The 23,967-nt window shown below is 32.2% G+C and carries 24 protein-coding genes; 17 read left to right on the top strand and 7 right to left on the bottom strand.

Annotated features, from left to right (window positions below):
- Positions 1-7 precede the first annotated feature (7 nt).
- From FM121_RS13980 to manA, 5 genes are all read left to right on the top strand, one after another.
- A complete protein-coding gene (locus FM121_RS13980) occupies positions 8-1,726 on the top strand; it encodes an ABC transporter ATP-binding protein (protein WP_086952810.1) in 1,719 nt (572 codons plus the stop codon).
- Positions 1,723-3,573 carry an ABC transporter ATP-binding protein gene (locus tag FM121_RS13975; RefSeq protein ID WP_086952809.1) on the top strand — a complete coding sequence of 617 codons (1,851 nt, stop codon included), beginning with the start codon at positions 1,723-1,725 and terminating at the stop codon, positions 3,571-3,573. Before FM121_RS13980 ends, FM121_RS13975 begins: the two co-directional genes overlap by 4 nt.
- A 139-nt stretch (positions 3,574-3,712) precedes the next feature.
- Positions 3,713-4,588, top strand: a complete 876-nt coding sequence (locus FM121_RS13970) for a VOC family protein (RefSeq protein WP_086952808.1) — start codon at positions 3,713-3,715, stop codon at positions 4,586-4,588.
- Positions 4,589-4,705: 117 nt separating this feature from the next.
- Complete coding sequence (locus FM121_RS13965; protein ID WP_086952807.1) at positions 4,706-5,719, top strand: serine hydrolase domain-containing protein; 1,014 nt, start codon at positions 4,706-4,708, stop codon at positions 5,717-5,719.
- 13 nt (positions 5,720-5,732) lie between these two features.
- Positions 5,733-6,698, top strand: a complete 966-nt coding sequence (gene manA, locus FM121_RS13960) for a mannose-6-phosphate isomerase, class I (RefSeq protein ID WP_086952806.1) — start codon at positions 5,733-5,735, stop codon at positions 6,696-6,698.
- Between the two features lie 108 nt (positions 6,699-6,806).
- Here the strand turns inward: manA and ald are convergent, their stop codons facing one another.
- The 3 genes from ald to FM121_RS13945 all read right to left on the bottom strand — a co-directional run bounded on the left by ald (position 6,807) and on the right by FM121_RS13945 (position 10,079).
- Positions 6,807-7,919, bottom strand: a complete 1,113-nt coding sequence (ald, locus tag FM121_RS13955; RefSeq protein WP_086952805.1) for an alanine dehydrogenase — start codon at positions 7,917-7,919, stop codon at positions 6,807-6,809.
- Between the two features lie 125 nt (positions 7,920-8,044).
- Complete coding sequence (locus tag FM121_RS13950) at positions 8,045-8,734, bottom strand: type 1 glutamine amidotransferase (protein ID WP_086952804.1); 690 nt, start codon at positions 8,732-8,734, stop codon at positions 8,045-8,047.
- A 1-nt stretch (position 8,735) separates the two neighbouring features.
- Positions 8,736-10,079: a Mur ligase family protein gene (locus FM121_RS13945; protein WP_086952803.1), complete on the bottom strand. Its 1,344-nt coding sequence runs from the start codon at positions 10,077-10,079 to the stop codon at positions 8,736-8,738.
- A 267-nt stretch (positions 10,080-10,346) separates the two neighbouring features.
- Between FM121_RS13945 and FM121_RS13940 the strand changes: the two genes are divergently transcribed.
- The 6 genes from FM121_RS13940 (at position 10,347) to FM121_RS13915 (ending at position 15,981) form a co-directional block, all read left to right on the top strand.
- Positions 10,347-11,903 (top strand): ABC transporter substrate-binding protein, encoded by a 1,557-nt coding sequence (locus FM121_RS13940; protein WP_086952802.1) that lies wholly within the window; start codon positions 10,347-10,349, stop codon positions 11,901-11,903.
- Positions 11,904-12,004: 101 nt separating this feature from the next.
- Positions 12,005-12,961, top strand: coding sequence for an ABC transporter permease (locus FM121_RS13935; protein WP_086952801.1), 957 nt, complete (start codon positions 12,005-12,007; stop codon positions 12,959-12,961).
- Between the two features lies 1 nt (position 12,962).
- On the top strand, positions 12,963-13,790 hold the full coding sequence (locus FM121_RS13930) for an ABC transporter permease (protein WP_086952800.1): 828 nt from the start codon (positions 12,963-12,965) through the stop codon (positions 13,788-13,790).
- A gap of 2 nt (positions 13,791-13,792) precedes the next feature.
- The gene (locus tag FM121_RS13925) at positions 13,793-14,683 is read left to right on the top strand and encodes an ABC transporter ATP-binding protein (protein WP_086952799.1); all 891 of its coding nucleotides are present in this window, start codon (positions 13,793-13,795) and stop codon (positions 14,681-14,683) included.
- A complete protein-coding gene (locus tag FM121_RS13920) occupies positions 14,683-15,585 on the top strand; it encodes an ATP-binding cassette domain-containing protein (protein WP_086952798.1) in 903 nt (300 codons plus the stop codon). Before FM121_RS13925 ends, FM121_RS13920 begins: the two co-directional genes overlap by 1 nt.
- 3 nt (positions 15,586-15,588) lie before the next feature.
- Entirely contained in the window at positions 15,589-15,981 is a 393-nt protein-coding gene (locus tag FM121_RS13915; RefSeq protein ID WP_086952797.1) for an OsmC family protein, read from the top strand.
- Positions 15,982-16,061: 80 nt separating this feature from the next.
- Here FM121_RS13915 and FM121_RS13910 read toward each other — a convergent pair whose 3' ends face one another.
- On the bottom strand, positions 16,062-17,468 hold the full coding sequence (locus tag FM121_RS13910) for a TrkH family potassium uptake protein (RefSeq protein ID WP_086952796.1): 1,407 nt from the start codon (positions 17,466-17,468) through the stop codon (positions 16,062-16,064).
- Positions 17,469-17,605: 137 nt separating this feature from the next.
- Here FM121_RS13910 and FM121_RS13905 point away from each other — a divergent pair, with 137 nt between their 5' ends.
- Positions 17,606-17,866: a hypothetical protein gene (locus FM121_RS13905; RefSeq protein WP_086952795.1), complete on the top strand. Its 261-nt coding sequence runs from the start codon at positions 17,606-17,608 to the stop codon at positions 17,864-17,866.
- 127 nt (positions 17,867-17,993) lie between these two features.
- Here the strand turns inward: FM121_RS13905 and tyrS are convergent, their stop codons facing one another.
- Positions 17,994-19,262 (bottom strand): tyrosine--tRNA ligase, encoded by a 1,269-nt coding sequence (gene tyrS / locus FM121_RS13900; protein ID WP_086952794.1) that lies wholly within the window; start codon positions 19,260-19,262, stop codon positions 17,994-17,996.
- Positions 19,263-19,648: 386 nt separating this feature from the next.
- On the opposite strand from tyrS, the gene hemH reads away from it, so the two are divergent.
- The gene (gene hemH / locus FM121_RS13895; protein WP_086952793.1) at positions 19,649-20,590 is read left to right on the top strand and encodes a ferrochelatase; all 942 of its coding nucleotides are present in this window, start codon (positions 19,649-19,651) and stop codon (positions 20,588-20,590) included.
- A 34-nt stretch (positions 20,591-20,624) separates the two neighbouring features.
- Here the strand turns inward: hemH and FM121_RS13890 are convergent, their stop codons facing one another.
- A complete protein-coding gene (locus tag FM121_RS13890) occupies positions 20,625-21,035 on the bottom strand; it encodes a ribonuclease HI family protein (protein WP_179203891.1) in 411 nt (136 codons plus the stop codon).
- An 82-nt stretch (positions 21,036-21,117) separates the two neighbouring features.
- Between FM121_RS13890 and FM121_RS13885 the strand changes: the two genes are divergently transcribed.
- Positions 21,118-21,558 (top strand): EbsA family protein, encoded by a 441-nt coding sequence (locus FM121_RS13885; RefSeq protein ID WP_086952791.1) that lies wholly within the window; start codon positions 21,118-21,120, stop codon positions 21,556-21,558.
- Between the two features lie 18 nt (positions 21,559-21,576).
- Here FM121_RS13885 and FM121_RS13880 read toward each other — a convergent pair whose 3' ends face one another.
- Positions 21,577-21,780: a cold-shock protein gene (locus tag FM121_RS13880; protein WP_086952790.1), complete on the bottom strand. Its 204-nt coding sequence runs from the start codon at positions 21,778-21,780 to the stop codon at positions 21,577-21,579.
- Positions 21,781-21,946: 166 nt separating this feature from the next.
- Here FM121_RS13880 and FM121_RS13875 point away from each other — a divergent pair, with 166 nt between their 5' ends.
- The 3 genes from FM121_RS13875 to FM121_RS13865 all read left to right on the top strand — a co-directional run bounded on the left by FM121_RS13875 (position 21,947) and on the right by FM121_RS13865 (position 23,617).
- The gene (locus tag FM121_RS13875) at positions 21,947-22,633 is read left to right on the top strand and encodes a CBS domain-containing protein (protein WP_256958483.1); all 687 of its coding nucleotides are present in this window, start codon (positions 21,947-21,949) and stop codon (positions 22,631-22,633) included.
- Positions 22,634-22,640: 7 nt separating this feature from the next.
- Positions 22,641-23,096, top strand: coding sequence for a signal peptidase II (lspA, locus tag FM121_RS13870; protein WP_086952788.1), 456 nt, complete (start codon positions 22,641-22,643; stop codon positions 23,094-23,096).
- Positions 23,097-23,185: 89 nt separating this feature from the next.
- A complete protein-coding gene (locus FM121_RS13865) occupies positions 23,186-23,617 on the top strand; it encodes a Fur family transcriptional regulator (protein ID WP_086952787.1) in 432 nt (143 codons plus the stop codon).
- The last annotated feature ends 350 nt before the right edge of the window (positions 23,618-23,967 follow it).

Here is a 23,967-nt window from a genome sequence, read left to right as displayed (position 1 = left end):
TGATCAGATGATCCGAATAATAAAAAAAATGTCACTTAGCGCATTTATTGGAGCCATTATCTTTATGGTTATCCAGATTACCAGTGATTTGTATTTACCGACATTAACTTCCGATATTATTGATAAAGGAGTAACTAAAGGAGATACTTCTTATATCATGCATGTTGGATTAATTATGATTGGAATATCTCTTATTGGGATTGTGGCTTCAGTTTTTAATACGCTTATAGCCAGTCGAGAAGCACAAAAGTTAGGAAAAAGATTACGTTCAGAAATTTATGAAAAAGTAGAATTTGCGTCGCATTCTGAATTTGAAAAAATAGGTACAGCTTCATTAATAACAAGAACAACAACGGATGTCAATCAAATCCAAATGGTGAGTCAAATGTTTTTAAGATTAATGATAAATGCCCCTATTACGTTGATTGGAGCAAGTATCTTAGCTTATTCTAGAGATCCTCAACTAACAAAAATATTTCTTTACATTATGCCAACGCTACTAATTATTGTAGGTGGAATCATGTATTTTGCAGTCCCTCTTTTTAAAAGTTTACAACAGAAGACAGATAAACTTAATTTGGTTTTTAGAGAAGGGTTGACAGGAGTTAGGGTGATTAGAGCATTTAATCAAACGCCCTTTGAAGAAAAAAGATTTGATGAGGCGAATAAAGATTATACCCAAACAGCTATAAGAGTTAATACATTAATGAGCTTATTATTACCAGTGGTTACGTTGATTATTAGTATTACCAATGTTTCAATTGTTTGGTTTGGCGGTCATAATGTAGCAGATGGTACTTTAGAAGTTGGAACAATGATGGCGTTTATGACATATGCTATGCAGATTTTAATGAGTTTCATGATGATGACGATGATTTTTATTTTTGTACCTAGTGCGCAAGCTTCAGCAGTTCGAATTAATGAAGTTCTTGATTTGAAAAATGACATTGAAAATAGTAAAAACCCAAAAGTTTTAACTGGCAATAAAAACTTATCCTTTGAAAATGTTAATTTTAGTTACCCAGGTGCTGAAAATCCAGCGATTGATCAGGTTGATTTTAAGGTAGAATCTGGCGAAACTTTGGCTATTATTGGTGGAACTGGTTCAGGTAAAACAACGTTGATTAATATGATACCAAGATTTTATGATGTTACTAAGGGTAGTTTGAAAGTTAATCATCGAGATGTTAAAGAAGTAGATCAAGTTGATTTGAGACAACGCATCGGGTTTGTTCCTCAAAAGGCAGTCTTATTCACAGGAACTATTCGTTCTAATATGTTGTATGGAAATCCAAGTGCATCAGAGGAAGACATATGGAAAGCTCTAGAAATTGCCCAAGCTAAAGATTTTGTACTTGAATTAACTGATGGATTAGAAAGTGTGGTGGAACAAGGAGGAAGCAATTTTTCAGGTGGACAAAGGCAAAGATTATGTATTGCGCGTGCATTAATCAAACCAGCAGATATTTATATATTTGATGATTCTTTTTCAGCTCTAGATTTTAAAACAGATGCTTTATTAAGAAAAGCCTTGAAAGAATCTGTCACAGAAGCAATAGTTGTGATTGTTGCGCAAAGAATCAGCACTGTAGTTGAAGCCGACACGATTCTTGTACTTGATGAAGGGGTCATGGTAGGTAAAGGAAGTCATCAAGAATTAAAAGAGACAAACGAAACCTATCAAGAGATATTAACGTCTCAACTGAGACAGGAGGAAATTGCATGAGTGGAGGACCAGGAAAACACAACAACATGAAAGGCAAACCAGATAAAGCTAAAAATTTCTGGAAGACAACTAAGAGGTTGATGGGCTATCTTTCAAAAAGAATTTACCTAGTTCTCTTTGTTATCATATTAGCAATCACTTCAACCATATTCCAAATTAGAACACCTAAAATGTTAGGTGAAGCAACAACAGAAATATTTAAAGGATTGATGGTTGCTAAAGAGCAATTAAAACAAGGCATAAAAGTTGAAAGTATTCCGATTGATTTTGATAAGATTGCCACGATTATTTTTATTGTTTTAGGTATGTACCTAGCTTCAGCAATCTTTAGTTTTATTCAACAATTTGTTATGACTCGGATTTCTCAAAATATGGTGTATCAGTTAAGACAAGAGTTAAAAGAAAAAATGGGACGTGTTCCTATTTCATATTATGATACTCATAGTAATGGGGATATCATGTCTCGTGCGATCAATGATATGGATAACATTTCTGGAACATTGCAACAGAGTTTAACTCAATTAGTAACAAGTGTTATTATGTTCTTTGGTGTTCTTTTTATGATGCTAACGATTAGTTGGAAATTAACACTAGTTGCGTTAATTACGGTACCTTTGAGTTTGATTGTAACGATGTTGATAGCTCCTAAATCACAACGATATTTTTCTAAACAACAAAAAACTTTAGGACTCTTAAATAATCAAATCGAAGAAACTTATGGGGCCCATGCTGTTGTTAAAAGTTTTAATCGTGAAAATGAAAATATTAAAGAATTTGAAGAACAGAACAGAGAATTGTTTAACTCAGGCTGGAAGGCACAATTTATTTCAGCGATGATCATGCCATTAATGAACTTCATTAAGAATATTAGTTACGTTTTTGTGGCTGTTATCGGGGGAATTCAAGTAGCTAATGGACAAATTACGATTGGTAATGTACAAGCATTTATGCAATATACCAATCAATTCGCTCAACCATTAGGACAAATGGCTAATTTAATTAATACAATCCAAGCAACGATAGCTTCTGCTGAGCGAATTTTTGAAGTGATGGATGAAATAGAAATGACGAATGAAAAAGTTGATGTACCAATTAATTTAGAAACAAGTTCTGAAGTTATTTTTGAAAATGTTTCCTTTGGCTATTCAGAAGATAACATCTTGATGAATGATTTTAATTTAAAAGTTGAAAAAGGACAAAAAATAGCCATTGTAGGTCCTACTGGAGCAGGTAAAACAACCCTTATTAATTTATTAGAACGCTTCTATGATGTAAGTAAAGGGCATATTATATACCGTAATCAAGATATTAGAAATCTGCAGCGTGAAGAATTACGAGCTGATTTTTCTATGGTATTACAAGATACTTGGCTATTCACGGGAACGATTTTTGATAATATTAAATATGGCAATGGATTAGCTACCGAAGAAGATGTTTACGAAGCGGCAAGAGCTGCAAAAGCAGATGATTTTATTAGAAGATTACCAGAAGGCTACCAAACAATTCTGAATGAAGAAGCATCAAATATTTCACAAGGGCAACGTCAGTTAGTAACGATTGCCAGAGCATTTTTAGCCAACCCAGAAGTTTTAATATTAGATGAGGCAACTTCCAGTGTAGATACAAGAACTGAAATTTTAATCCAACATGGAATGGATGAATTACTCAAAAATAGAACTAGTTTCGTTGTTGCACATAGGTTATCAACAATTAGAGATGCGGATAATATTATTGTGATGGAAAAAGGCTCAATCGTTGAAACGGGAAATCATGATAAATTAATGGGAAATCAAGGGTTATATGCGGATCTTTACAATAGTCAATTTAGCGGAAATGTTTCAATTTAACTGGAAATCAGCTGAAAAAGCATTGATTTTAGAATAAGTAGCTATATTATTAGTCAAATTTCATATAATAGTGGTACAATGATAATCGAGCAATTTATTAGTGAAAAAGATTGATAATATACTAGGAGGAATTTATTGTATGGGAAGCTTTTCGTTAGACCCAAAAACTAACTTGTCGTCTATTGCATTAAAAGTTAAAGATTTGGAAAAGATGATTAATTTTTATCAACGTGTAATAGGTATGAGCGCTATCAGTGAAGAAAACGACATGGCGATTATGGGAATTGGCAGTAAGCGAAAAAAATTAATTGGCTTGATAGCAACACCAGATGGAAAGGAAGACTCCAATACTCGTACTGGTTTATATCATATGGCTTTTGTGCTTCCAACAAGAGAAGATCTCGCACTATTTATGAAACACATGATGTTAATGAACTATCCAATTGAAGGCCAAAGTGATCATGGTTATTCTGAATCTATTTACATTAATGATCCAGAAGGTAACCGTTTAGAATTTAGTTGGGATAAACCCAAAGAAAAGTGGCCTCTTTTAGATGGTAAAATTAATGGTGTTACCAAAGAGTTAAATATGCAAAAATTTTTATGTGGTGTTGAAGGAACTTATGAAATGATCCCAACTGAAACAAAAGTAGGACATGTTCATCTGTCAATCTTAGATTTAGATCAAAGTTGTGAGTTTTACGTGAGTGCATTAGGTTTTTCTATTAAGGACGACGATTTTGCTAATACTCATTTTTTAACTGTTAATGATTACCATCATCAAATCGCTTTGAACGAATGGACACCAGCCATTCAAACACCTTTAGTAAAAGAAGCTGATCTTGGAGTGGATCATATTACATTTAATTTACCAACTTTTGAAAGTCTAGTTTTACTAAAAGAACATTTAGAAAAATTAGAAATAGAATTTTATTTTAATAAAGGTAAAAAAATTATTGGTGTAAATGATCCTAACGGCATACAGTTATGGTTTATTGCATGTAAATGTCAGTAATAGATGAAAAAAATAGAGATAAAAGTGTCCAAATTAAGGAACTTTGTCTCTATTTTTATTTTCGTTAAAGAATTATGGTAGAATATAGGCGTGATTAAAAATAGGAGTAATTAACTTATGTATCAAAAAACAAAAGTTTTTATGCAAAAAATAGTAGACGACAAACAAATATCTGGAATTTCTTATGCCTTTATTGAAGGGAATCAACTTGATTTAGCTCAAGTTGGTTGGAAACAAACTTATCCAAAACTAGTAGAATTAGAAGAAGATACCTTGTATGATATGGCCTCATTAACCAAAGTAATTTGTACCAATACGGTGATTTTAAAATTAATAGAAGCCCAAAAAATAAAAATTAACGAGCCTCTTAATCTTTACTTACCTGAATTTTTAGATAAAAAGGTAACTATTGAAGAACTGTTAACACATACTTCTGGAATTAATCCCTTTATCCCTAATCGAAATGAGTTAAGTAAAGAAGAGTTGAAAGCAGCTATTTTAATGTTGAAATCTGATAACTCAAGAGGGAAAGTGGTTAAGTATACGGATACTGGAACGATTCTTTTAGGTTTTTTAATTGAGAAAATGTATGCTAAATCGGTTCAAGACGTATTTATGAACGAAGTGATAATTCCCTTAGACATGCTAAATAGCGGTTTTAAGAATATTCAAAAAAGAAAAGCAGCACCGACTGAAAATCGAAGTGATCGAGGATTAGTTCAAGGTGAAGTTCATGATCCTAAAGCATTTGTTTTAGGTGAAAATTGCGGAAGCGCAGGACTATTTAGCACTCTTTCTGATACGATTACTTTTGTTGAAATGATGCTAAGAAAAGGGCAACACAAAAATAAAATGTTTCTTAAACCAGAAAGTATTGATTTGCTATTAAATGATTATACCAAGAACTGTGAAAGAGGAAGATCTTTAGGATGGGATATCATTTCCTATGAAGAAAGATTTCTCTTGTACCACACAGGATATACAGGAACTTTTATTATTATGGATTTAAAAATGCAAGGAGCTTTTATTTTTTTATCAAATCGGATTCATCCAGTAGATAAAAAAAAAGAATATCTTGAAATAAGAGACGAATTAGTGGCGATTTATTTAGCCGAAAAAAAGTTAATATAGGGAGAGATTGTACATGTTAGAACCATTATTTTTACAACCAGTGCTTCAAGAAAAAATTTGGGGTGGCACAAAGTTAAAAACAGATTTTGAATACCCATTAGAGAGTGATAAAGTAGGGGAATGTTGGGCAATTAGTGCGCATCCTCATGGTGTTTGTACCGTTGAAAACGGACCATTTAAAGGTGAAAAATTAGATGAACTTTGGAAAAAACAACCAGAACTTTTTGGTAATTCAAAAGAAGAAGTTTTTCCTTTATTAACTAAAATTTTAGATGCAGCAGATGATTTATCGGTTCAAGTTCATCCAGATGACTTATATGGAAAAGAGCATGAAGGTGAGTTAGGAAAAACGGAATGTTGGTATATTATTAGTGCTGATCCTGGATCTGAAATCATTTATGGACATCATGCTAAATCTAAAGAAGAATTGGCTGAGATGATTGAAAGTGGGGATTGGGATCACTTATTAAGAAAAGTTCCAGTTAAAAAAGGTGAATTTTATTTTGTTCCAAGTGGTACGATTCATGCGATTGGTAAAGGCATCATGATTTTAGAAACACAACAAAGTAGTGACACAACATATCGTGTTTATGATTATGACCGTTTAGATGATGCTGGTAATCCTCGTGAGTTACACATTCAACAATCATTAGATGTGACGAATGTTCCTCACATTGATCCTAAATTAGGAATTAAAGAAATTGGACAAGGTGAATCAAGCGTCATTACTTACATCGAGTCAGACTATTTTAATGTTTATAACTGGGAAGTGTCAGGGATACTAAATCTTAAAGCAAGTGCTCCTTATACCTTAGTAAGCGTGTTAGATGGATTTGGTTATATTTCTCTTAATGATCAAAAACAAAAAATGGAGATAAAAAAAGGCCAACACTTTATCTTAACTTCAGATATCAAAAAATGGCATCTAGAAGGTGATTTACAAATTATCGCATCAGAACCTGGAGAAAAAAATAGATAAAACTAGGGTGAATAAACAATCGTTTTGCTCCAAGTAACTGAAGTGAATCAACAAATAAGAGGCTGACAATTGTCGGCCTCTTATTTATTGTATAAATATTATCTTTATTTAAATTAAATCTACTAAAGGTGTGAATCCTCGATTTTGATCTAAGGCAACTTGTTCAAAAGTTAAATGCCCTTTACATGCATTAACACCAGAAGCTAAAATGTCACTATCGTTAACAGCTTGAACAAAACCTTTGTTAGCAAGTTGTGTGATATAAGGTAAAGTGTTGTTTGTCAAAGCTAGTGTGGCAGTTCTTGCAACAGCTCCAGGCATATTAGCTACGGCATAATGAAGAACACCGTGACGTGTATAAACTGGGTCATCATGATTAGTAATTTTATCTGTTGTGGCAAAAATTCCACCTTGGTCAATAGCGATATCAATAATGACTGAGCCTTCCTTCATATCTTTGACCATTTCTTCAGTGACAAGTGTTGGCGCTTTTCGACCAGGAATAAGAACAGCTCCAATCACAAGGTCAGCATTCTTAAGTGATTGATGTATATTGTAAGGATTTGACATGACTGTTTCAATGTTATTCCCAAAAATATCTTCTAATTGAGCTAAGCGTTTTTGGTTCACATCTAAAATGCGAACATTAGCACCTAAACCAATGGCGATTTTTGCAGCGTTAGTACCAGCAACACCACCACCAATTATTAAAACATTTCCTTTTGGTACTCCAGGTACTGATGATAGAAGAACACCCGATCCACCTTGTGTTTTTTGTAAAAAGAAAGCACCCGTTTGTGGTGCCATACGTCCTGCAATTTCAGACATAGGCGTTAAAAGTGGTAAACTACCATCTGGCATTTGAACGGATTCATAGGCAATTGCTGTTACTTTGCTCTCAAGTAGTGCGTCCGTTAATTCTTTTGCTGGTGCTAAGTGTAAATAAGTAAATAAAATCAAATCTTCTTTAAAATAGATGTATTCAGATTTTAAAGGTTCTTTGACTTTTAGGACCATCTCAACATTCCAAGCATCTTTGGCTTCTTTAACAATAGTTGCACCATTTTTTTGATATTCCTCATCTGTATAGCCTGCGCCTAAACCTGCGTTAGATTCAACAAGTACTTCATGACGATTATCAATCAGAGTTTTGACAAATGGGGGTGTTAAAGCCACACGGTTTTCATTGTTTTTTATTTCCTTTGGTATCCCAATTTTCATAGAGATTCCTCCTGTCTTTTAAATAATAATTCTACCGCTAAATTAAGTATACACCTAAAAAAAACAAGATTCTAGGTATTTATCAATAAAAAAAAGATGACATAATTTGCCACCTTCTTTTATTGTTAGTCATTTAATTGTGAGATTGAAAAAGTTTGATTGTATTTCTTTTTAGTTGCCATGTTAATAATTCGCAAAGCTAGATTTTTATTTTTAGCAAGAAGAGGCCCGTGGAAATAAGAACCAATCACATTTTTGTAGACAACACCTTCAGTATGATCTTTTCCATTATTCCCGAATCCTTTTTTTACAATACCAAGCGGCATTTCGCCTTCACCTAAAAATGTTGTTCCGTTATGATTTTCAAAACCGAAATAAGTTTCATTAAATATTTCGTTATAAATCTCGATATCACCAATAAAGCGATTATTCTCTTGGCTGAGTGTATAGTGGGGAAGGGCATGAATTCCTTCTATTTTTTCACCATGAGCACCGATATAGTATTCACCTAATAGTTGGAATCCACCGCATATAGCTAAAAATACACCATCATCTTCAATATATTTAGTTAATTCTTGCTTTTTAGTTTGAATATCTTTAGAAACGATAACTTGTTCATAGTCTTGACCACCACCAAAGAAAATTAAATCAAAATTTTCTGCTTTGAACTCTTCATAAATACTGACGATTTCAATTGAAAAATCAATATCTAATTTCTTAGCATAATATTCTAGTAACAAAAGATTTCCGTTGTCACCATAAGTGTTTAATAAATTGCCATAAAGATGACAAACTCTTAGGTTATAAGCTGCCAATTTAGTTAGCCTCCTTAATGTAGCCTTGCTGGATTAATTCTTTTCTCATTTGAAGTACTGCTGTATAAGTAGCTAAAATATAAACATGTTCAGTTGGTACTTGTTTAATTTCGGAAATAACTTCCTTAATATTAGATACTTCTGTTAAGTTATCTAGCTCAATTCCAGCAACTTTTAAGCGTAATGTCATATCTTCACGACGTTCACCGCCAGTAATTACTTTTGGAATAGACATGTTTTGTAATTCCTCTAATTGACTATCCCAAATCCAACTAATATCGATACCATCAGCGTAGTTAGCATTTAAAAGAGCAACAAGAGAAAAATCAAAAGGAGCCATTTTCATCGTATCAATCACTTGGTTTAGTCCAACTGGATTTTTAACTAAGACTAGTGTGCATTTTTTATCACCAATTTGAATGACTTCTTGACGTCCAAAGACTTTTTCATCATAGGATAAGCCTTTTCTAATTTTTTCAGAAGCAATTCCGTAGTATTCTGCTACAGCTGTTGCTGACAGAGCGTTATAAACATTGTACAAACCGCCAACTTCAATAGAGTATTTTTCATGATCAATGACAAACTCTGCAGAAGTATTTGTTGTTTTGATTAAATTAGTTAGTTGATAATCGAGTTCTGGCCGTTTAAAGTCACAATTTAGACAATAGTATTTACCCAGATTACTATATGTAATCATTTTGTATGCTAAAATATGCTGACAATCCGGACATAATACTCCGTCTGTATTGTAGTGAGCGTGAAGAGCTTGATCTTCTTGATGATTAAATCCGTAATATTTAACTGGATTTACTGTTTTAACAGAACGAAAGATTGGCAGATCACCATTCATTAAAATGGTAGCATCTGGTGCTTTACTTGCCCCATCAACTATCAATTTATAAGTTGTATAAATTTCACCGTAACGATCCATTTGATCTCTAAAAATGTTAGTAAATACAAATAGCTCGGGAGTTAAAAATTCAGTTACCTTACTTAAACTAGCTTCATCTATTTCAAGCACAGCAAAATTTTGACCATTTTTATTTTTTTTCCCAGAAAGAAAAGTTGAAACGATTCCTTGAAGCATATTTGCACCAGTTGTATTCGTTAAGACTTCTCCAAACTCCTGTTTCAAAATATTTACTGTAAGAGCTGTTGTTAAAGTCTTACCGTTTGTTCCAGTTATGACGATAATATGATAATCTTTTGCTAATTGATCTAAAACATTAGGATCAATTTTTAAGGCAATTTTTCCTGGGAGGCTACTACCACCTTTAAAAAATGTTTGTAAAAACCAACGGCTTGATTTACCGACAAAAGTTGCTAAACTACTGCGTATGCTCATGCATGTTTCCTCCTATTTAAAACTTCAACTAATATATAATACCATATTATATTTAAAAGAATGCCTAATTGTAAAGAATCAAAGGTAAAAATAAATAGATTTTATAAAATAAATAAGATTTGTACTTATCTTTCATAATTTACTATCTTTTTATAAGTGTAAACAATTGACGTATTTTCAATGGTTAGCTATACTAAGGACTGTTATATATTAAAATGTGATTAAAAGATCCTTTAAATCAATTAATCATCAACAAGGAGAGATTTGATGGAAAAAAAATGGCTTTTCGGAATGACAGCAGTTATTGCTATGACTTTAACGGCATGTGGTTCTAATAAGACAGAAGCACCAAAAGAAAAAAAGGATAAGGACACTTTTACCTATGCAATTAGTGGGGATCCAACGTCGCTTAATCCAACAAACGTAGGGGACAGATGGGGATTAACAACTGTTAATATGATTTTCTCGCCGCTTGTACGGATTGAAGGAGATGGCACTCAAAAAATGGAGTTAGCCAAAGAAGTAACACCCAGTCAAGACGGTAAATCTGTAACTGTTAAACTAAAAGATGATATCAAATGGTCTGATGGTGAAAAATTAACAGCTGATGATGTTATTTTTACCTATGAACAAAAAGTTAAAAAAGAGAATGGTAATGCAGATAGTTTATGGATTGATGATAAACCAATCGCCTTTGAAAAATTAGATGATACGACAGTGAAGTTTAATTTTCCTTCCGTGAGTGCCGCAGCAATGAATAATATTGCGACAGAAACATATATCATTCCGGAACATATCTATAAAGATGAACCAGATTTTTCTGTTAATGAGTTAAAAGCGAAACCTGTAGGAACTGGACCTTATAAATTAGTTAATTATAAACGTGGAGAGTATTTACAATTTGAAGCCAATGATACGTATTATGGTGGAAAAGCGAGTATTCCTAAAGTTAATTTAAGAATTATAAGCAACGCAGATACAACAAAAGTAGCTCTTCAAAAAGGAGAAGTAGATGCGTCATATATTCTTCCTAATAATATTGAAGATATCAAAAAATCAGATGTAACAACTTATGAGTACAGTGAAAACCGTGTGGGTTATATGGGTGTTAACAGTAACTCAGATAAATTAAAAGATGTAAAAGTTAGACAAGCTATTTTTTACGCTTTGAATAAAGAAGAGTTAAATAAAGCTGGGTATTTAGATGCTAAATATTATGATAATGTGTATTCTATTCTGCCACCAAATAACCCATATGCAACTGAAAGACTCGAAAAATACGACACAGATGTTGAAAAATCCAAAAAATTATTAAAAGAATCTGGTGCAGAAGATTTAAAAATTAATTTAGCGTTCTCTTCAGATGATCCAGTTCAAACAATTCAAGCAACATTAATGCAACAACAATTACAAAAAGCAGGTATTACTTTAGAACTGGCCGGTGGTGACAGTGCTGCATACTTTGCTGAAATGCAAAAACCAGAAACTAAGAAATATGATTTATTTATGGGAGGATATATCATGGGAAATGAACCAGATTTATATTCTTCATTATTCAAATCAGGAGGTTCTTCTAATTACTTCCATTATAGCAGCGATGCTACAGACAAGTTGTTTAATGCAGGTGTTGTTGAACTAGATGATTCAAAACGTAAGGATGTCTATGCTGATTTACAAAAACAAATTGCTGATGATGCTATTTTCTATCCAATTGTTGATAGTAAAAAAGTATTAGCAGTTAATAAATCAGTTGAAAATGTTGAAAAAGCAGGTTTGATTCCAATTTATACATTTGAAGATCTCTCTAAACTATCGATTAAATAAGCGATAGAATAACTGAAAAACTTCGTAAGCAAATATTGATTTGCCCGAAGTTTTTTCTGTCATGTAGAAAGAAAAATAAAATGAATATGAGGACGGATAATATGGCTAAGTATATTTTAAAAAGAGTCTTACAAGTTATACCACTGCTTTTTATTGTTTCCTTTATTGTGTTTTCGTTGATTCATCTGGCGCCTTATGATGCGATCGATTCAATTACAACACCTAATATGTCGAAAGAAACAGTTGAAATGTTACGACAACGATATGGTTTAGACCAACCGTTTTTAGTACAGTATTTTATGTGGTTAAAACAAATACTGACAGGTGACTTTGGTCATTCATTAGTCAGTCAACAAAGTATTGGTCAAGAATTAATGGTACGCATTCCTAACACGATAAAATTAATTTTACCAGCATATATCACAGCACTTATTATCGCTATTACTTTAGGACTTGTAGCAGGAGCCAATAAAGGTAAGTTTATTGATAAATTAATTGATGGTATCTGCTCTATTGGCATTTCTATGCCCACGTTTTGGTTTGCAATGTTACTAATCTACTTCTTTGGCTATAAATTAAATGCCTTGCCGATAATTGGTATGCATACAGTTGGAAATGAGCATTCCTTTATTGATTTTCTACAACATTTTATTATGCCTTATATTGTATTAACAGTAGCATTCTTCCCAGATTTAACACGTTATGTAAGATCTTCAACAATGCTTCAATTATCGGAGGACTATGTGACAGTTCAACAGTCATTTGGAGCAAGTAAAAAAGAAATTTTCTTCAGGCATGTTAGTAAAAATGTCTTATTACCAATTGTCACACAAATTGGTTTAGCTTTACCGATGCTTGTAACAGGAGCGATCATTACTGAAAGTATTTTTGGTTGGCCTGGAATTGGACCTTACTTAATGAGTGCGACAAAAGCTTTAGATTTTCCAATTATTATGGCAGTAATGCTTTTATCAGCTACTTTAGTCATTTTAGGAAACTTATTGTCAGATATTTTGTATACAATCGTGGATCCTCGTATCAGTCAGGGGGATAAGTAATATGAAAGAAAAAAAATGGTTAGAAATTTTAAAAGAGAATAAGAGTTACTGGTTTCCAATTGTTTTTGTGGTAGGATTATCACTCTTAGCGTTAATTGCACCACTACTTCCCATTGATCCTAATGCCACAGATGTTAGTCAAATGTCATCAGCTCCAAGTTTGAAGCATATCTTTGGGACAGATGAAGTAGGGCGTGATTATTTTATTAGAGTAGTTTACGGTGGACGGATCTCACTTCTTGTTGGTATCTTAGCAATGATTGCGTCAACTCTTATTGGCACAGTTGTGGGGATAATTTCTGGCTATTTCGGTGGTTGGATCGATAGTTTATTAATGAGGATTGTCGATATTTTATCTTCGATTCCATGGTTAGTTTTAGTGATTGTTTTAAGTGTTCTTTTAAAACCTGGTTTAGTAACAATTATTTTTGTAATTGGTTGTTTTTCTTGGATGAGTATTTCCCGGTTAATTCGAGCAGAAACACTCTCTGTAAAAGAAAGAGAGTATGTTATTTATGCTCAATTTATTGGGGAAAAGGATTCTAAAATTATTATGAAACATATATTTCCAGCTGTTTTGCCAACATTGATTGTTGCAGCAACAGGAAGTATTTCCTCTGCAATTATGACAGAATCAGCATTAAGTTTTTTAGGAATCGGTATTCAACCCCCAGTAGCATCATGGGGAAGTTTATTGCAAAATGCGCAAGCAAGCTTACAACAAGCCCCTTATATGGCAGTTTTACCAGGAATATTTATCATATTAACAGTCTATTCATTTAATAGTTTAGGTAATTTCTTACGTGAATTAACAAGTGTGGAGGGGTAATGATGATAAAAAACATATTAGAAATTAAAAATTTATCTGTGGCGGTTCATAAAAAAAATAAAGAGCCAGTTCATATTATCAAAGAAATAGATTTAACGATTCCAAAAGGAGAAATTGTAGGGATAGTTGGTGAGTCTGGTAGCGGTAAAAGTATGACGATGAAGAGCTTAATGAAAATATTACCTGAAAATACAGAATCAACTTACGATACATTTTATTTTGATGGCTTGGATCAGATGGGAAAGAAAGAAAGAATCCCAGCTGCCATGATTTTCCAAGATCCAATGACGTCTTTAAATCCACTAAGAACGATTGGTTACCACTTAGTTGAAGTAATTCAAAGAAAACAAAAAATAACTAAAAAAGATGCTGAAAAAATAGCTATGAAAGAATTAGAAAAAGTGGGGATATCTTTATCAGAAAAAAGAATGAAACAATATCCTCATGAACTATCTGGTGGTATGAGACAACGTGTGATGATCGCGATGGCATTATTAGCTAAACCAAAACTACTAATCGCTGACGAACCAACAACGGCCTTAGATGTCACTATCCAAGCACAAATTTTAAGTTTAATTCGTCAACTGCAAAAAGAAGAAGAGTTATCAGTGATTTTGGTGACGCATGATTTTGGTATTGTAGCGGGAATGTGCCAAAGTATACGAGTTATGTATGATGGTAAAATTGTTGAAGAAGGTACAATTGATGAGGTTTTTTATGAACCAGCTCATCCTTATACAAAAGAATTATTAAAAGCAATTCCAAATGGAGATAAAGAACAGATGCTCTATTCATTAACAGACTATAATGAAACATCTGAGGAGAGGGAACGTGCTGAGATGTATGTTTTATCAGATACACATAAAGTTTTGAGCAATGGAGGTGATGAGTAATGGGGAACGAATTAATTCGCGTAGAGAACATTAAACGTTATTTTCCAGTAAAAAATAATTTTGGTCAAGTTAAAACAGTAGTTAAAGCAATTGACAATGTCTCTTTAATGATTAATCGAGGAGAAACATTAGGTTTAGTAGGTGAATCTGGTAGTGGTAAAACGACACTAGGAAGAAGCATTCTACAACTCGAATCGATTGATGAAGGTCAAATATACTTTGAAAATAACTCTTTAATCGATGTGAATAAGGAAGAAAAGAAAAATATACTTAAAAAGATGCAAATAATTTTTCAAGATCCTTACTCATCCCTAAATCCAAGAATGACAGCTTTAGATTTAGTTTTAGAACCTTTACTATTACAATTTAGCAAGTCTGAGTCTCTGGAAAAAGCTAAAGCGATTCTAGAAAAAGTTGGTTTTACTGAAGATATGTTTTCTAAATATCCTAAAGAATTTAGTGGCGGACAACGTCAAAGAATTGGAATTGCTCGAGCCGTTGTTGTAAATCCTGAGTTTATTTTATGTGATGAGCCTATCTCGGCTCTAGATGTCTCTATTCAAGCGCAAGTGATTAACTTATTAATTGAACTGCAGAAAGATTTAGGATTGACTTATCTGTTTATTTCCCATGATTTGTCAATGGTTCGCTATATATCTGATAGGATAGCGGTGATGTATCTAGGTAAAATTGTTGAAATGGGACCCAGCGAAAAAATATTTAAAGAGCCACAACACCAGTATACGAAACGCTTGTTAAAAGCTATACCAATTGCTGACCCAAAGAAAGCAAGAGAAGTACAAAAAGAATCAGAAATGGATTTGTTAGAAATAATTGATACAAGCAATCAAACGGAATGGGTAGAAATAAGTTCTGGTCATTTTGTTTTAAAGGAGAAATAAGAGATGACAGTTGATAAAATTCAGTTAATTCAAGGTGAAAAAGGAATGGAGTTACCTTTTGAAAGTGGCAATTGGGTCATGCTCAGGTCTGAGGGGTATTCACCGGTACAAAGTTTAGTAGCAGCTATTGGGGCATGTGGTGCCTATGTTTATCAAAGCATCTTAGAAAGCTCACGAATTGAGTATACATTTGAAAAAGTTGATATTGATTATGAAAGAGAGATTGATATTCAAAGTGAACCACTAAAAGAAGTGAAAGTAACGTTTTTTGTTTCGATTGAAGAAAAAAATCACGGAAGAGCAGAACGGAGCTTGAAATTAATTAGTAAACATTGTCCAGTGATGCAGTCTCTAGACCCAAAAATAAAAATAATAGAAGAAGTTGTTTTTATTTAGTATTGTTACGAGTGTAAAAAAATAAACGGCAAATGACTTAAAAATGTCAGTTGCCGTTTATTTTTTTAAGTTATTTTAGATTAACCAATAATAATTTTTTCAGTAGGGAATAGATAACCATGATCCTGTCGTTCTTTAGGGACGAAGACCATCAAGGTATAAAGCATGCCGATACGTCCAATAAACATCAAAATAGCAATTGTAATTTTACCAATGGAGGTTAGATCATCCGTAATTCCTAAAGACAAGCCAGTTGTTCCGAAGGCAGATGCAACCTCAACAATAATGGCAATCATTGATTGTTGTTTCTCTGTAATTGAAAGAATAAGGACAGCAAAGAAACACATGGCAATTGAAAGATTAAATACGACAACAGCTTTTTTTATATCTTGATCAGCAATACGACGACTAAATATAGTGACATTTTCTTCACGTTTAATAAATGAAAGCATGTATAAGCCTAGAATGGCGATAGTAGTTGTCCGAACACCACCACCAACTGAACTAGGGCTGCAACCAATAAACATTAGCATAGAAAACAGTAACAATGTGGGTGTTTGAAAATCATTTAAATCGTTCATTTGTAAACCAGCATTACGTGTAGTAGTTGAATAAAACATAGAGCTCATCCATTTTTGGATTTCAGGCATATCGTTAAACAGGTGATTTCTTTCCAATAAATAAATAGCCAATGTGCCGAAAACAAATAAGATGAAGTAAATACTTATGGCTAGCTTACTAAAAAGTGAAAATCTAAAAGGGAATCCAGTTTGATTTCTTCTGTATACTAACCATTCTTTGATTTCCATAATAACTGGAAATCCGATTCCACCAATTATAATTAATAGAATCAAAATCGGGATAAAAACATAGTCTTGAGCATACGGAGTCGCAGACAGGCCGGTTACATCGAATCCGGAGTTTGTCACAGCAGATATCGATTGATAAAAACCTTGGAAAGTAGCTTCACCAAGATTAGGATGGTGACCAGAAAAATAAAAGCGTAATGAAAAAATAATTCCAAAAATTAGTTGGATAATTAAGAGAGTGTAGACCGTATTTTTTATTAAACGAACACTACCGCTTAGTTTAGGTGAGTTCATATCGGTCATGATTAATTGACGTCTTTTAAGTGAAATTCGTTTTTTTGAAAGAATAAAGAAAAAAGTAGAAAACATCATAATACCAAGGCCACCGATTTGAAATAGAATTTCAAGCAAAATAATCCCTCTTTGATTAAAAACTTCATTGATGTTAAAGGTGCTAAGACCGGTTACACTAACAGTGCTAATAGCCATAAAAAACATATCAAAGGCAGAAACATTAGCCTCTTCTTTTTGAAAAAAAGGTAAACTTAAAAGAATAAAGGAAACAATTGTCATTAAGACATAATAAATAAAGATAATTTGGATGGTAGATAAATGAGAATTAATAAAACGACTACCACTACGTCTTATTTGAAATAATGACCAATTTTTTTTATACATAGTAAAAGCAAACTCCTTTTTTCTTACATTCTTTTAAGTATAACAAGTGAGTATTAAAAAGACAAAGTATATCAGTCTTTTGACGGATGTAAAAAATAAAAATAATTGTATAATATAGTCAAAGGGAGTGAGGGAGAATGTTAACGATTATACAGGTACAAACGATTACTTTTATTATTGTTATTCTGTTTCTAGTTCAAAAAAATGGACACCTTAAAAAAGGGGAAAGTTCAAACTTAATAAAATGGTTAGTGATTCTTTTTATAGTAAACGCTTTAATTATCTGTCTTTCGATAATTGAAATGTCTGCTTTTAATTTATTAATGTTAGCAAGTATAAATGGATTAGTCACTATAGCTTATCTTTTTATCAAAAATTATCAACTAATAGAAAATTAAAACAAGACACCAAGAGGGGGCAAAAGTTACTTTGCTCGAGACCAATTTTTTATCACCAAGCTATTAAAAATCATTCGTATAAATAATTAAGAGGCTGACAAATTTGTCAGCCTCTTAATTATTTAAATTAGATTAAATTTATAAGTGTATAATTTTTCTTACCTTTTCTAACAATAATAAATTTTTCTTCAATCGATAAATTCGCTGAAATTTCAGTTGTGATATCCTTTATTTTTTCTCCATTAATGGAAATAGCGCCATTTGTTACATCTTCACGAGCTTGTCGTTTAGAAGGTTCAACTTTAGTTTCTACTAACCAATCAACGATGTTCATAGTCTCTTTACCTATTGTCGCATTTGGCATATTCTTAAAGCCATCTTCAATTTGATGAGCTGTTAATTGTTTAACATCTCCTGAAAATAAAGCAGCGGTAATCATTAGAGCATCATTTAAAGCATCTGTGCCATGAACAAAAGTTGTCATTTCATTTGCCAATGTTTTTTGCGCTTCACGTTTATGAGGTTCAGAGGCAACTTTTTCTTCAAGTGATTTAATCTCTTCTTGAGATAGAAAAGTAAAGAATTTTAAGTATCTTACCACATCTCGATCATCTTGGTTTAACCAAAATTGGTAAAATTCATAAGGGGATGTTTTTTCAGGATCTAACCAAATAGCTCCACCGGCAGATTTACCAAATTTTGTTCCATCAGATTTTAGCATTAAAGGAATAGTTAAGCCAAATGCTTTTGCTTCAGCTCCTTCTTTTTTTCTGATTAGATCTAAACCAGCTGTGATATTTCCCCACTGATCCGCACCACCAATTTGTAGACGTACATCATGATGACGGAATAAATGTAAGTAATCCATTGATTGCAGAATTTGGTAAGTGAATTCAGTAAACGAAATCCCAGTTTCCAAACGACTTGAAACAATGTCTTTTGCTAACATTGTATTGATATTAAAATTTTTACCGTAATCTCTTAAAAAATCAAGTAATGATAAATCTTTAGTCCAATCATAGTTGTTGACCATTGATAATTGTTGCTCGTTGTCTTCATCAAAGAAAAGTTTCTTCATCTGATTTGTTAAACAGTCAACATTATGCTGAACTTGTTCCATAGTTTGGAGTTGTCTTTCGCTAGAACGTCCACTTGGATCACCAATGGTACCAGTTGCGCCACCAATAACAATATAAGGATGGTGCCCTAGAAGTTGGAATCTTTTAAGCATCATAAAAGGAATCAAATGTCCAATATGCATGCTATCTCCAGTTGGATCTACGCCACAATATAAAGAAATTTTATTACTTTCTACATATTCACGTAAACCTTCAGCATCAGTTTGTTGATTAATTGCATCACGCCACATTAACTCATCGATAATATTTGTTGTCATTAAAAACATTCCTTTCTATAAAAAAAGTCCCTATAGAGATTGTTCTCTATAGGGACGAAATAATATATTCCGTGGTACCACCCAAGTTAGTGTGACTAAGTCTACACCACTCATTTGTTTATATCGGCAACAACCCGCTGATAATTAAAACATTGAATGTAATTCGTAATATTATATGTGTCAAATTCCAGCAATTTTTGACTTTCTATAAACAGGGATAATTTACTACTTTTTCAATTATTATCAATTATTTAATTAAATACATCCTAAATCAAAATATGTAATTTGTCAAATGAAGACTTATTATGGAATAAAAGTATTCTTTCTTTTTAACTTCTTGATAAAAATGGTAGACTAGGTGGGTTACAAAAAGGAGGAAGATTTATTTGGTTAAATCAGGTATTTTATTAGCAAATATTGGCACACCAGAAAAACCAGAAACAAAAGAAGTAAAAGAATATTTGAAACACTTTTTAGGTGATAAAAGAGTGATAGATAAACCAAGATGGCAATGGCTACCGATTTTACATGGAATTATTTTAAACACAAGACCTAAAAAATCAGCAGCTTTATATAGTAGTATTTGGGAGGAAGCAGGCTCACCATTATTGATCCATACTAAATCTCAAACCAATCAATTACAGGCGTTGTTACCAGACGTTTCAGTTAAATTCGGTATGGCTTATAGTCACCCAACTATTTCAGAATCATTAAAATCTTTTGAAGAAGAAGGGATAGAAGAAATAACAGTTATCCCTTTGTATCCACAATACTCAACGACGACGACAGCTTCTATTCATGATGCTGTATTCAGGCATTATTTGAAAGTGGAAAGCATTCCTAAATTACATTTAATCAGAGAATTTACAAGCCACCCACTTTATATAGAATTATTAAGAAAACAAATTTTAGCTGGGATTAAGAAATATCAACCTGAACTTTTAGTTTTTTCATATCATGGATTGCCCGTTTCCTATGTGGAAAAAGGTGACCCTTATAAGGAACAGTGTGCTGAAACCACCGCAGCTGTTTTTGATGGTTTTGATATAGAAATTCCGTACAAAGTAACATATCAGTCTAAGTTTGGGCCGGAAGAGTGGCTAACTCCAGCGTTAGATGCAACGTTAAAAGAACTACCAAGTAAAGGAGTTAAAAAAGTTCTAATTATTACACCTGGGTTTGTTTCTGATTGTATAGAGACGCTGGAAGAAATAGAATGTGAAAATAGAGAATATTTTATGGAGAACGGTGGAGATGAATTTAACTATATTCATCCATTTAACGGTGATCCTGAATTTGCAAAATTACTTTTAGAAATAGCTAAATAAATAGATTTAAAAGTCGATAGCCAAACATAATTGGCTATCGACTTTTATTTTTTAGAGCTAATTGGAGTGCTTGTCTAGCTAAATTATCTGCCCCTTTATTTTGCTTTTCTCCTTGCCATTCGATGAAAATGAAATCGAATTTATTCATTAACGTTAGGATTTGATTAAGTAAAGTTGAAAAAGAATCCTCTTTAGCATATTTTTTTTCTAAGGACTGAATCACAATTTGGCTATCTGAGTAAATAAAAATAGTTTCTTGATTCCAATTATTATTCAAGGCAAATTCTAAAGCGAATAAAAGTATTTCAAATTCAGCTTCATTATTTGTTTTTGCCCTAAGCGTTTGTTTTATTTGAAGTTGTTCTTTATTAAGTAGTACAATCATACCACCGGCACTAATGTTTTTTGTTTGGTGAGTAGCTGCATCAATATAGATTTTTATCATTGGTTTCTCCATTTGTATTTTTTATTTATTTATCTTATGGTAATATAGGTAATTGTAGAAGAGCTTTTTATAGGAGGCTAATATGAGTACAAGTAAAATTCATGTTTTTCGATATCAGCCTGAGCTTTCAGGAACAATCATTTATTGGTCGATGACATTTGTCTTATTTTTATTAAGTATGATTGGGTTATTGGAAGTCCAAGGCCGAATTAATTTATTTAGTATTGTCACATTTTTAATTTTTTTACTCTTCGGCTACTTAGGAACTCGGAGAAAGATGATTCTTACAAATGAGCAACTAAAAGTATCTGCCATTTTAAAAAAGAATTGCTATCAAATTGATATTGATAAAATAAAGAAAGTATCAGTGGGGAGTCATGGTATCACGATAAAGACAGACGCTAAAGAATATGCGTACGTAATGTTCCCGCCTTCTAAGAATTCGTTTGTTTCAAACTTAAAACAAGAAAGTTTATTTACAGGTAGTATTTACAGTATAGAAAAAAGTGTTGACGAGAAATAAAGTCAACACTTTTTTTATTTATTCGATAACAAGTACTTGCGATGCTTGTAGACCACGTGCACCTTCTTTAATAGTAAACTCCACTTTTTGACCTTCAAAAAGAACTTTGAACCCCTCTTGAATGATGCCGGTAAAATGTACAAAAATTTCTTCGTCTCCGTCATACACTAGAAAACCATAACCTTTTCTAACGTCAAACCATTTTACTGTGCCGAATTTCATTTTACATACCCCCTAGTGGTCATTTGCATGCCTATATTCATTATACGGTGTAAGTATTGTTACGTCAAACACATGCTTATGGGCGTAAGCCATTAAATAATAATTCTTTTTACTTTTGATATTTTGTTATATACTTATCTTTGGTAATTAAGAAATGAGGTGTGTGATGAATAGAGCAGATACTTTTTTAGCATCTTTCAATAAAATAGAAAAATGGTTAAGAAAACAATTGAATTTTCCAAACAATATGGGAGTAACTGAAATGCTTCGACGGGTAAAGAAGCAATCTGATTTACCGATTAGAGAAATAGAATATGATCTAATTGAATTTTCTCAACTTAGAAACGCAATTGTTCACAATCGAATTGAAACTGATTTTATTATTGCTGAGCCTAATGAATGGGCGGTAAACAGGATCTTAGAAATAGAAAATAAATTATTACACCCTAGGTTAGTTGAGCGTGTACTTAAGAAAAATGTTAAAATATTTACAGCAGAAGTACCTCTACAAGAAATTCTTTATATAATAGTAGAAAAAGAATATTCTCAGTTTCCTGTGTACCAAAATAAGAAATTCAGAGGGCTGATAACAACTAGAGGGGTTGGTATGTGGTTTGCTAAAAATGCTAATAGTAGTTTATTGGATCTTAATTATTATACAGCAATAGATATATTAGATATTGATAATAAAAGTGACGCTGTTTATTTTTTAGCGCCGACAGATACTGAGTACAAAGCAAAAGAATTATTTAAAAATAATCCAAGGTTGGAAGCTATTTTGATTACAGAAAATGGTCGCAATAATGGAAAGTTGATTGGGATAGTGAGTCCTAAAGATTTATTCGGAGAGTGAGGAAAAAATGATTTATTACAGTATAATAGTGTTGGCGTCAGTTTTATTAGATCAACTGATAAAGTTTTGGGTGGTATCCAATATAAAGTTACATCAAACCGTTTTTGATAATCAGATACTTTCTTTGACACATATTAGAAATAGCGGTGCTGCGTGGAGTATTTTAGAAGGAAAAATTTGGTTTTTTACTATAGTGACAATAATCGCTTTAATTATTCTTCCGTATTTACTTTACAAATATCATGAAAAAAGTAAGTGGATGACAATAGGATTAAGCTTAATTATCGGTGGAACGTTAGGTAATTTTATCGATCGAATTAGATTAGGCTATGTTGTTGATATGTTCCAAGTTGAGTTTTTTAATTTTCCAATTTTTAATTTTGCTGACGTATCTTTGGTAATTGGTGTTCTTTGTATTTTTATTTATATATTATTTTTTGAGGAAGAAATAGATTTGAAATAAATAAAATATACTTATATGACGTAGTTTCTTGATATATTTATAAAATGGTAGTAGAATGAAAGTATAAAAAATTCACAAGGATGATGAATATGTCTAATCATATTGTTGAAGATGCAATCAGTAAGATGAAACAATCTAATATACGTATAACACCACAAAGATATGCTATTTTAGAATATTTGATTGAAAGTAAAAGTCATCCAACAGCGGATGAAATTTATAAACATCTGGAGCATCGTTTTCCAAATATGAGTGTTGCAACTGTATATAATAATTTAAGATTGTTTACTGATATAGGTTTTGTTATTGAAATGGCCTATGGAGATTCTTCTAGCAGGTTTGATTTTACGTCTACAAAGCACTATCATGCAATTTGTGATAATTGCGGAAAAGTTGTAGATGTATATTATCCAGGTTTAGAAGACGTTGAGTCGGCAACAGAAAAATTAACCGGCTTTAAAGTAAGAGAACATCGTTTAGAAATGTATGGTTTATGTCCAGATTGTCAAAAAGAATCATAGTAAAAAGTAGGGAGTTTTTACCTACTTTTTATTTTTTTTTAAAAAAATAAAAAATAAGCTTGATTTTTATTTAAACAATTGATATATTAATACATGTCGTTACGACAAGTACTTTGTTTAAATAACAAAAAAATATTTGGATAAAATACTTGAATAACGAATTAATATGTGTTAATATCATTAAGTCACGAAGATAACTTATATATTAAATAACAAAAAACAATAATTATTTTTTAAAAATAGTTGACTTATAAAAAAAAACGTGATATGATATAAAAGTTGTTACGACAACGAGATAGATCTTTGAAAACTAAACAAAGTAAGACAAACCAAATGTGTAGGGCGTTTCT

Origin of the sequence: Vagococcus fluvialis bH819 (assembly GCF_900163795.1) — a bacterium.
Taxonomy (GTDB): Bacteria; Bacillota; Bacilli; order Lactobacillales; family Vagococcaceae; genus Vagococcus; species Vagococcus fluvialis_A.
The sequence above is the reverse complement of the archived record's forward strand: the minus strand, read 5'-3'. Positions and strand labels throughout refer to the sequence as shown.